Raw genomic sequence first — 9,993 nt, forward strand, 5'->3', positions numbered from 1 at the left:
GCCGGACGCCGGAATCGTCCCCACGCGTAGAGGAAGCCGGTCCCGAACCCCACCAGCGCCTGGGTGGGGCAGTCCCCGTGCGACCATGCCTCGGTCATCAGACCGGCGGCGTAGTCGGCGCGGGTGGCGACGGCGGTGTAGCGGTAGGCGCGTCCGTCGAGCTCCCGGCGGAGCAGCCCCTTGCGGTGCACCTTGTCCATCACGGTCATCACGGTGGTGTAGGCGATGCTCCGTTCCCTGCGGAGTTCGAGCATCACCTCCCGGACCGTCACGGGCCGGTCGAGCCGCCACACCCGGGTCATCACCGCATCTTCGAGATCTCCCAGTTGTCCCTTCACGGAAACCACACTAGGGAGAGGGCAGGTCCCTCCCAACCGGTTCGCCGATTATCACAGTGCCGGAGGGACCGTACCGTGGCGGCCGCGGCCGCCGGTCAGCGGTGGCGCTCCTCCACCACCATGGGGACACGGTCGGGGCAGGCCATCACCGCCGCCGACTCGCGGGGTTCCCCGCTTCCGGGTGCCGGGCGCAGCCGCCAGCGGGCCAGGACGGTGGCCAGGACAATGGTGGCCTCGGTCCAGGCGAAGGCGTCCCCGATGCACTTGCGGTTGCCCGCTCCGAAGGGGATGAATGCCTCCCGGGGTACTGTCGCCCGCCGCTCCGGGAGCCACCGGTCGGGGTCGAAGCGGTCGGCGTCGGGATAGAGCGCGGGGTCGCGGTGCATGGCGTAGAGACTGAACGCCACCTCCACCTGGGCGGGGAGCCGATATCCGCCCAACTCGACCGGTTCCGTCGTACGGCGCATCAGCAGAGTCGCCCCGTGGAGCCGGACCGCCTCGTCGAGTACGCGTCGGATCGTACCGAGGCGGGGGATGTCGTCGACCGTCACCGGCCGGGCCCCGATCACCTCATCGATCTCGGTCAGGACGTCCCGCTCGACCCGGGGGTGGCGGGCGATCTCGGAGACCGCCCAGGCGAGAACGGAGGCGGTGGTGTCCGTACCCGCGAAGAGAAAGGTGACCAGTTCGTCTCTGACCTCCTCGTCGGTGAGCCCGAGGCCGGTGGTTTCGTCACGGGCGTCGAGCAGCAAGGACACCAGGTCCTCCTGCCCCTCCCTCCGTTCGCTCCGGGTGGTTCTGACCACATCGTCGATGATCCTCCGGAGATTGGCCCCGGCCCGGTCGAAGTCCCGGTGGATGCGGATCGGCAACCGGTCGAGGGCCTTGGGGGAGGCGGCCCTCAGCAACATGGTCCGCAGGACGACGGGCAGATCGCGCAGCGCCGCGTCCACGGCAGGACGGCCCATATCCGTGGAGAACATGGTCTCGGCAAGCGTCTCGATCGTGTATTCGCTCATCACATGGCAGATATCGATGTGCTGTCCATCGCTCCAACTGTCGGCGAGAGCGGCGGCGCGGCGGCTCATCACGGCCGCGTACCCCTCGATACGGGAGCGGTGGAACATCGGCTGGATCAACCGGCGGTGGGTACGGTGGACATCGCCGTTGGCCGTCGCCAGTCCGTTGCCGAACAGGGTTCGCACCCGGTCGTACAGTCGCCCCTTCTCGAAGGACCGGGCGTGTTCGACCGTCACCTGGTGAATGACACGGGCACTGGTGGCAACGCAGATGGGCAGGGTTCCCAGGTCGATGCGCACCAGCTCACCGCTGGTGCGCAGCGTCCGGAGAAAGCCGAGGGGGTCGCGACCGAGCCGAAGAGTGTGACCGATCAGCGGAAGTGCGCCGGGGGCACGGGGGACATGCTTCAAGCCGTCGGATGCCACAGAGCAACTCCTCGCGCCGGAAGGCTCGGGACGGGTGCGCCGCGCCGGATGCCGGCGCGGCGTGGACAGGGGGCCGGGCCGAGGCGCCGTACACCTGGGGTCTCCTCCCGGCCCGGAGGATCAGCGCCGGGCCCGGGCAAGGAGCCGTCGCCACCAGGAGGGGCGAACGGAAGGCCCGGGGGCCGGCGGAGCGGCGGCCGGGTCCGCGACGGCGCGGGGCAGGGGCTGGGCCCCAGGGCGATCCGTGCTCACGTGGAAGTCGTCGGCCCGGATCTCGTGACGGGGTGTGAACCGTACGGGGAGGGACTGAATTCGCTGGCTCAGCCAGGCGCTGCTGACCGGGAGTTCGGAGTCCATGACGGCGAGTTCGAGTCCGGGCAGCAGGGCGAGCAGAGCGTCGATTCCGGTGTCCGCGATCGCCCGGCCGATGTCCTGGCCCGGACAGCCGTGGGGTCCGTTGCTGAAGGCGAGATGGGAACGGTTGCCGTACATCGACGCCGCAGGGTCCGGCCGGATCTCGGGGTCGACGTTACCCGCGGCCAGCCCCAGCATCATCAGGTCGCCGGCCCTGATCTGCTGTCCGGCGAGCACCGTGTCGCCGGTGGCCCAGCGCCCCGGGATCACGGACATCGGGGGGGCGTCCCACAGCACCTGGTCCAGAGCGTTCGGCAGGGTCATCTGCCCGCCGGAGAGACTGGCGCGGAAGGACCCGTCGGTGAGGACCAGACGCAGCGTGTTGATGATCAGGTTCATGGTGGTCTCGTTGGCCATGACCAGAATGAGCCGGAGGTGTTCGACTACCTCGTCGTCCGTCAGTCCCGATTCGTGCTGGAGGAGCGTGGTGGCGAGATCGCGTCCCGGTTCCTCCTTCTTGCGCTCGACCAGCCTGCGGAGCGTCTGCACCACGTACTCGTTGCTCGCCAGGGCCGACTCGCTGCCCTTGATCAGGTCCAGGGCCGCCGCCACCAGCTCCGGGCCGTTCTCCTCGGGCATCCCGAGGAGTTGGGTCATCACCAGCATGGGTAGCTGTTCGGCGTACTCCTTGACGAGATCGGCCTCGCCCCGCGGCTCGAAGGCTTCCACCAGCTGGCGTGTGTAGCGCACGACATAGCGCCTTACACCGTGCCGGTTGAACTGTCCGAGGCCGTCATTCACCGCGCCGCGCAACCGGGCATGCTCCTCGCCGTCGACGAAGAGGCACAGCGGCTGCCAGGCAAGGGTGGGGGCGAGCGGCGAATCTGCCGGAACCCGTCCTTCCTTGAACATCGTCCAGATGCGGGAGTCGCGGGAGTAGAGGGAAGGGGTCCGCATGACTTCGAGGTTCTCCCGATGTCCCAGCACGAGCCAGGCAGGCAGATCGCCGTGGAGGAGAACCGGTGCCACGGGCCCGTACTCCCGGCGCAGCCGTTCGTACATCGCCTGGGGGTCCGCCTCCGCGGCAGGGCCGTAGATCCTGGTGAGTCCGTCGAGGCCCAGGTCGTGTGCCGGACAGCCGGACGGCGGGGCCTGGCCTTCTCCGTCATGGACGACGTCTGAGCGCGGGGTGGTCACCATTGGCCTCCGAAGCCGGAAAGTGCAGTCGGCAGGAGACCCGTCGCGGCAGGGTCCCGTCCGGCACATGTGAACGTGTCTGCCGGCACCGGGCGCGACTCCTCGACGGTCGTACGGGTCCCCGGGCCGCAGGCAGCATAGCCCTGTTCGAATCACATACGACAAGCCGTCAGAATTGTTTTCTCCCGGAAGGGTTCATCAAAACCGTGCGGCCGGTTGAGACATGGGCGGTGATCGCAGCAATGGTTTCTCCGTTGCTCCGGTGCAGGACCGTCCGCATGCCCGCCGCCGCGGCGGCGGCTGCGTTCTCGGCGACGTCGTCCACGAAGAGGCAGTCCACCGGACGGACGCCGAGACGTTCGCAGACATGTGCGTAGGCCCGGGGGTCGGGTTTGAGGAGGCCGCATTCGTGGGAGTAGACGATCTCCTCGAACAGGGCGCCGTAGCCGTACGCGGCCTCCTCCCGTTCGCGGGCCCCGGCGAAGCTGTTGCTCAGGGCACCGGTGCGGGTGCCGGGGAAGCGGTGCGGCAGCTCACGGACGAAGGCGGTCAGTCCGGTGTTCGGGGTGCCGAGGTACTCGTGCCACAGGTCGGCCAGGAAGGCGTCGGCGCTCCGGGAGTCCAGGCCGAGGCGGCGGACGATCTCGGTGCGGACGCCGGATTCGGTGAGGGCGCCGGTGGCGCCCGCCGCCCAGACGGGCTCCAGGGTGCGGTCGACGGTGCCGGGGGCGAGGCCGAGGCGGCGCTCCCAGCGGTCGCGCCAGTGGGTGGCGGGGGTGTGCTCCAGTACTCCGCCGATGTCGAAGAGGACGCAGCGCTCGGTCATCCGGGCCTCCGGTGTCGGGCCGGACGGGTCGAAGGCCGTCCGGCGGTTGCCTTGCGCCGTGAGCCTGGGGCCCGCCCCCGGGGGAAGGTCCAGCCCGGCCGGGGTGGACCGGCACCGGATGGGCCGGGCCGGGCCGGGGGTCCTCGGTCCCGCGCGGGTTCCGGGCCCGCTGCCGTTCCGCCGCCGCGCCGGGCCGGTCCGGCCGGGTCAGGGGGCCGGCCGGGCGGGGGACGCCGCGGGGGACGGCGGGCCGTCGTGGAAGATTCCGTCGTGGTCCGCCGGCGCCGAGTTGAGTACCCAGAGCCCGGCGAGGACGGCGAGGGTGAAGACCACCGCGGACAGGGCGGCGAGCACCAGCTTCCGGCGGCGCTCGCGGCGCCGCCAGTCCGCGCTGACGGCGCGGTAGGCGCCGGGGGCGGGCGGTCCGACCCGGCCCGCGACGGCCTCCAGTGCCTCGCGCAGCTTGGCCTCGGTCTCGGAGGCGGCGTTTCCGCCGGACGGGCGGGCGGGGGGTGCGCTCATCGGCGGTTCTCCATGACCTGGGTCAGTGCGGCGATACCGCGCGCGGTGTGGGTCTTGACCGAACCGGCCGAGATGCCCATGGCCTCGGCTATCTCGGCCTCCTTCAGCCCCAGCCAGTGGCGGAGGACGAGCGCCTCCCGCTGCCGGGGCGGCAGTTGCCGCAGGGCGCGGATCAGGGCCTGCTGGTCGTCGTGGAGCAGGGCGGTGTGTTCGGCGGACGCCACCGCGGCGGGGGTCCGGCCGCCTTCCCCGGTCCGGGCGTGGCGGCGGACGACCTGGAGATGGCGTATCCGCATCCGGGTCAGATTGCAGACGACGGAGCGGAGGTACGCCTCTGCCCTGTCCGGGCTCCGGAGCCTGCGCCAGGTGCGGTACAGCTCGTAGTACGCCTCGGCGACGATGTTCTCCGGATCGTCGGCGCCCAGGAGCGTGGCGAGCCGGAGCATGGAGGTGTAGTGCGCCTCGAACAGTCCGGCGAGGGCGGTCTCCCGGTCCCGGTCGGCGTCGGCGGCAGGCGCGGGACCGGGAGGCGCGGCTGGACGGCCTCCGGGGCCCGCCGTCCCACGGGACCCCGCCGCGCCACCGGACTCAGCGGTGGCTCCGGGGCCCCCGCCGGCCCGGGAGTCCGCGGGCGGCGGCGCGGTCAGTGTGCGCGCGGGGCGCGGGAAACGTCTCACGGGGCGATCCTTCCGTCCGCCGCGCGGGCCGGTCCGGGGTTCCCGGAGCGCCGCGGGGCCGGCCGTCCGCCGAGGGCCTGCCCGGCCCCGGTCACCGCGAGATTGACCAGCAGCGCCGCCAGGCCCGCGTACACCTGGAGGGAGTTTCCGGCCGGGCCGAGGGGGACCACGGACGAGAAGCCCTCCCGGACGACCGCGGCGGTGCCGAAGACCATCCCGGCGGCCCAGCCGGCCAGCAGGGCGCCGGGCCGCGGTCTGCGGGCACCGAGACCGAGGACGACGGCGGGCAGGATCTGGAGGATCCATACCCCGCCGAGCAGCTGGAGGTTGACGGCGGCCTGGTCGCGCAGGCCGAAGACGAAGGCGACGGCTCCGGCCTTCGCGGTCAGGGAGACCGCGCGGGCGGTGCGCACCTGGCGTTTGGGGGTGGCCGTGGGCTGGAAGCGGGGCACGTACACGTTGCGGACGAACAGGGTGGCGGCCGCCACCGACATCACCGCGGCGGGCACCAAGGCGCCGACGGTGATGGCGCCGAGGACGAGCCCGGCGAGCGGGGCGGGCATCAGCTCGCCGACGAGCAGTGGGACGGCGGTCTCGGCGGCGCCGGGCGGGGTGCGCACTCCGGCGGCGACGGCCGCGATGCCGAGGAGACCGAAGAGGGCCAGTACGGCGGTCCAGACGGGGAGGGCGACGGTGGCCCGGCGCAGGGCGCGGGGCCCGGAGGCCGCGAAACCGGCGGTCAGGACATGGGGGTACATCAGCAGGGCGAGCGCGGAGCCGAGGGCGAGGGTGGCGAACGCGGGCTGCTGGCCGTCCGTCAGCAGCAGGGAGGCTCCGTCGTCGCGGGCGGCGAGCCCGGCGGCGGCGGAGCCGAAGACCCCGCCGGGACCGCCGAAGCGGTCGAGGACCAGCCAGACCAGGGCGGCGGCGGAGCCCAGGACGGCCGCGCCCTTGAGGCCGGAGATGACGGCCGGGGCGCGCAGCCCGTGCCGGTAGGTGGCGACGGCGAGTCCGGCGAAGAGGGCGACCATCGCCAGGTCGGCGATGCCAGGTGCCGGACCGGTGGCGTCCAGGACGGCGCGGATGCCGAGCAGTTGGAGTGCCAGATAGGGCATGGTCGCGAGGATGCCGGTGAGCGCGACGGCGAGTTCGACGGCCGGTGAGCCGAACCGGGCGCGGACGAGGTCGGCAACGGTGACGCAGCCGTGTTCCCGGGCCGCCGCCCAGAGCCTGGGGAGCAGGACGAAGGCCAGGGGGCAGACGATGACCGTGTAGGGGACGGCGAAGAAGGCGAGGGCACCGTTGCCGTAGGCCAGTCCGGGGACGGCGGTGAAGGTGTACGCCGTGAAGACGGTGCCGCCGAGCAGCAGCCAGGTCCAGGCCGGGCCGAGGCTCCGGCCGGCGAGGGCCCAGTCGTCGAGGGACGGCAGGGCGTCCGTGGTGCGGAACCGGCGGGCCGCCGCGGCGAGCAGCGAGGCGGTGCCGACGACGGCCAGGAAGGCCGTGGTGACCACGGTTCCGCTCATCGTCCCCCCTCGGTGTGTGCCGGTGCTCCGGTGCGGCCGGTGCGGGCCGGGCCGCGGTCGCCCCCGGACCGCCGGGGCCGGATCCGGCCGGTCCCGTTCCGGTGGTCCGTTTCTGTCAACCGAACCGCGGTGACCGGCAACTCTTGCACAGTCCGGCCCGGAGGACCGAGCGGACCTGTGGACAACTGCCGATTGATCCGAAGAAACCGATTGGCCCGAAGGACCCGGGAAACCCGGGAAGTCCGGAGGACCGGGGAGCGCGTCGTACGGGGCGAACCCCGGCGGCACCCGGTGAACCGGTGACGGCCGAGGGAACCCGGAGCGGTCCGGGTGGACGAGGAGGCGTGTGGTGGAGAGCGTACGGCGAGCGGCCCGGGACGAGGACCGGCCGGTCCCCCGGATCCGGCGTGCGCTGGCCGCCGCCGCCCTGCTCGCGCCCGTCGTCGCGCTGCTCTGGGTGCCCTCGTACGCGACGGGCGGCCCCGCGCTCGCGGGGGTCCCGTTCTTCTACTGGTACCAGCTCGCCTGGGTGCCCGGCTGCGGCCTCGGGCTGCTGGCGGCGTATCTGCTGACCCGTCCGCGGCGGCCGGAGCCCTGACCGGCACCGCCGGAGCGGCACGCCCGGCCGTACCGCTCCGCCGCTCCCCCGCGGGCCCGTTCGTTCACGGCCCGTTCGGCCGTGCCCCGTTCCCCCGTGCCGTGCGGTCGTCCCGCCCGGCGCGTGCCGCGCGGTCTCCCCCGCGCGGTCCTTTCCCGTCCCCGTCATGCCGAGGAGCCTTTGTGTCCCCGTCCCCCGCGCCCCCGTCCCGGGCGAATCCGGTGAAGATCCTCATCTGGGCGGCCGTCGCCGTCACCGGTGCACTGTGCTGGGGCGTGCTGGCCCTTTCGCGCGGTGAGGAGATCTCGGCCGTCTGGCTGGTCGCCGCCGCGCTGGGTTCGTACGCGATCGCCTACCGCTTCTACTCGCGCTTCGTCGTCCGCCGGGTGCTGAAGCCCGACGACACCCGGGCCACCCCGGCCGAACGGCTGGAGGACGGGGTCGACTACCAGCCCACCGACAAACGCGTACTGCTCGGCCATCACTTCGCCGCGATCGCGGGTGCGGGACCGCTGGTGGGTCCGGTGCTGGCGGTGCAGATGGGCTATCTGCCGGGCACCCTGTGGATCGTCTTCGGCGTGATCTTCGCCGGGGCGGTGCAGGACATGGTGGTGCTGTTCCTGTCGATGCGGCGGGACGGCAAGAGCCTGGGGCAGATGGCCCGGGAGGAGATCGGCCGGGTCGGCGGAACGGCCGCGCTGATCGCCGTCTTCGCCATCATGATCATCCTGCTGGCCGTACTGGCGCTGGTGGTCGTCAACGCTCTGGCCCATTCGCCCTGGGGCACGTTCTCGGTGGCCATGACCATCCCGATCGCCCTGTTCATGGGCTTCTATCTGCACATCATGCGGCCCGGCCGGGTGCTGGAGACCAGTCTGATCGGTGTGGCGCTGCTGCTGCTGGCGATCGTGGGCGGCGGCTGGATCCAGGAGTCGTCGCTCGCGGACACCTTCACCCTCAGCCCGACGACGCTGGTGTTCTGTCTGGTGGCGTACGGCTTCGTGGCGTCGGTGCTGCCGGTGTGGATGCTGCTCGCGCCCCGGGACTACCTCTCCACCTTTATGAAGATCGGTACGATCGCGCTGCTCGCGCTCGGGGTGGTGTTCGCGGCCCCGAAGCTCCAGGCGGATGCCGTCACGGACTTCGCCTCCTCCGGCAACGGGCCGGTCTTCGCGGGTTCGCTCTTCCCGTTCCTGTTCATCACGATCGCCTGCGGCGCGCTCTCCGGCTTCCACTCCCTGGTCTCCTCCGGCACCACTCCGAAGCTGATCGCCAAGGAGTCCCAGGTCCGGATGATCGGCTACGGGGCGATGCTGATGGAGTCGTTCGTCGCCGTGATGGCGCTGATCGCCGCCGCGGTCCTCGACCCCGGCCTCTACTACGCGATGAACGCCCCGGCCGGAGTGCTGGGCAATACCGTGGAGTCGGCCTCCGCGGCCGTGGCGAACCTGGGCTTCACCATCACCCCCGACGATCTGGCGGCGGCGGCGAAGGCGGTGGAGGAGTCGACCCTGGTGGCCAGGACCGGCGGCGCCCCGACACTGGCGGTCGGCATGGCGCAGATCTTCTCCGATGTGATCGGCGGGGAGGGCATGAAGGCGTTCTGGTACCACTTCGCCATCATGTTCGAGGCGTTGTTCATCCTGACCACCGTCGACGCGGGGACCCGGGTGGGCCGCTTCATGCTCCAGGACATGCTCGGCAATGTGTGGAAGCCGATGGGCCGGGTCAACTGGAAGCCGGGGATCTGGCTGGCGAGTGCCGTGGTGGTCGGCGGCTGGGGGTACTTCCTGTATGCGGGTGCCACCGATCCGCTCGGCGGCATCAACCAGCTGTTCCCGCTCTTCGGCATCGCCAACCAGCTGCTGGCCGCCGTGGCGCTGACCGTGGCGACGACGCTGCTGGTGAAGTCGGGGCGGTTCCGCTGGGCGTGGGTGACCGGGGTGCCGCTCGCCTTCACGGTCGCGGTGACCTTCACGGCGAGCTGGCAGAAGGTGTTCTCGCCCGATCCGCGGGTCGGCTTCTTCGCCCAGCGCGACCGGTTCGCCGACGCCGCCGACGCGGGGAAGGTGCTGGCCCCCGCCAAGAACGCCGGCGATATGGACACGATCGTGCTGAACTCCACCGTCGACGGGGTGCTGATCATCCTCTTTGTGCTGCTGGTGACGGTGGTGATCGTGAACGCGGCCGTGGTCTGCGTCCGTACGCTGCGCTCCCCCGTTCCGCCGCCGACCACCGAAACCCCCTATGTGGCCTCCGCACTGGACGTGCCGGCCCCGGCGGTGAAGACGGGGGTGCGCGAGTGACCGTACCGGTGGCGGGACCGGCGGTACGGCGCTGGCTGGCCGCCGCCCGCTGGTATCTGCGCGAGGTCAGCGGGGAGTCCGCGTACGACCGCTACTGCGAGCACCGGCGGCGGCACCGGCCCGGTGAGCCGGTGCCGACCCGGCGGGAGTCTGCGGCACGGCCTCGCCCACTACCGGGCCGGGCGCACCACCGAGGCGCTCTGG

At 72.0% G+C, this 9,993-nt stretch carries 10 protein-coding genes; 3 read left to right on the top strand and 7 right to left on the bottom strand.

Features of this window, described 5'->3' with window-relative positions; all coding sequences use genetic code 11:
* The 7 genes from ACWDR0_RS33635 to ACWDR0_RS33665 all read right to left on the bottom strand — a co-directional run.
* Positions 1-338 (bottom strand): BlaI/MecI/CopY family transcriptional regulator (locus ACWDR0_RS33635; protein WP_456355626.1); only part of this gene is annotated, 338 nt, incomplete at its 3' end.
* A 95-nt stretch (positions 339-433) separates the two neighbouring features.
* Positions 434-1,783, bottom strand: a complete 1,350-nt coding sequence (locus tag ACWDR0_RS33640) for a cytochrome P450 (RefSeq protein ID WP_456355627.1) — start codon at positions 1,781-1,783, stop codon at positions 434-436.
* Positions 1,784-1,903: 120 nt separating this feature from the next.
* Positions 1,904-3,337 carry a cytochrome P450 gene (locus tag ACWDR0_RS33645; RefSeq protein ID WP_456355628.1) on the bottom strand — a complete coding sequence of 478 codons (1,434 nt, stop codon included), beginning with the start codon at positions 3,335-3,337 and terminating at the stop codon, positions 1,904-1,906.
* Positions 3,338-3,503: 166 nt separating this feature from the next.
* Positions 3,504-4,160, bottom strand: coding sequence for an HAD-IA family hydrolase (locus ACWDR0_RS33650; RefSeq protein WP_456355629.1), 657 nt, complete (start codon positions 4,158-4,160; stop codon positions 3,504-3,506).
* Between the two features lie 207 nt (positions 4,161-4,367).
* Positions 4,368-4,682 (bottom strand): hypothetical protein, encoded by a 315-nt coding sequence (locus tag ACWDR0_RS33655; RefSeq protein ID WP_456355630.1) that lies wholly within the window; start codon positions 4,680-4,682, stop codon positions 4,368-4,370.
* On the bottom strand, positions 4,679-5,359 hold the full coding sequence (locus ACWDR0_RS33660; RefSeq protein ID WP_456355631.1) for an RNA polymerase sigma factor: 681 nt from the start codon (positions 5,357-5,359) through the stop codon (positions 4,679-4,681). Before ACWDR0_RS33660 ends, ACWDR0_RS33655 begins: the two co-directional genes overlap by 4 nt.
* Positions 5,356-6,885 (bottom strand): sodium:solute symporter family protein, encoded by a 1,530-nt coding sequence (locus ACWDR0_RS33665; protein ID WP_456355632.1) that lies wholly within the window; start codon positions 6,883-6,885, stop codon positions 5,356-5,358. Before ACWDR0_RS33665 ends, ACWDR0_RS33660 begins: the two co-directional genes overlap by 4 nt.
* 346 nt (positions 6,886-7,231) lie before the next feature.
* Between ACWDR0_RS33665 and ACWDR0_RS33670 the strand changes: the two genes are divergently transcribed.
* From ACWDR0_RS33670 to ACWDR0_RS33680, 3 genes are all read left to right on the top strand, one after another.
* A complete protein-coding gene (locus ACWDR0_RS33670) occupies positions 7,232-7,483 on the top strand; it encodes a DUF3311 domain-containing protein (RefSeq protein WP_456355633.1) in 252 nt (83 codons plus the stop codon).
* Between the two features lie 182 nt (positions 7,484-7,665).
* A complete protein-coding gene (locus ACWDR0_RS33675; protein ID WP_456355634.1) occupies positions 7,666-9,789 on the top strand; it encodes a carbon starvation CstA family protein in 2,124 nt (707 codons plus the stop codon).
* The coding region (locus ACWDR0_RS33680; RefSeq protein WP_456355635.1) for a CstA-like transporter-associated (seleno)protein at positions 9,786-9,993 on the top strand (208 nt) is incomplete at its 3' end. The genes ACWDR0_RS33675 and ACWDR0_RS33680, both read left to right, overlap by 4 nt.

This window comes from Streptomyces sp. NPDC003691, from assembly GCF_053981115.1.

Bases quoted from the DNA above. Each gene is read 5' to 3' on its own strand.
- ACWDR0_RS33645 (WP_456355628.1), bottom strand. From the start codon at position 3,337: ATGGTGACCACCCCGCGCTCAGACGTCGTCCATGACGGAGAAGGCCAG.
- ACWDR0_RS33650 (WP_456355629.1), bottom strand. From the start codon at position 4,160: ATGACCGAGCGCTGCGTCCTCTTCGACATCGGCGGAGTACTGGAGCAC.
- ACWDR0_RS33665 (WP_456355632.1), bottom strand. From the start codon at position 6,885: ATGAGCGGAACCGTGGTCACCACGGCCTTCCTGGCCGTCGTCGGCACC.
- ACWDR0_RS33655 (WP_456355630.1), bottom strand. From the start codon at position 4,682: ATGAGCGCACCCCCCGCCCGCCCGTCCGGCGGAAACGCCGCCTCCGAG.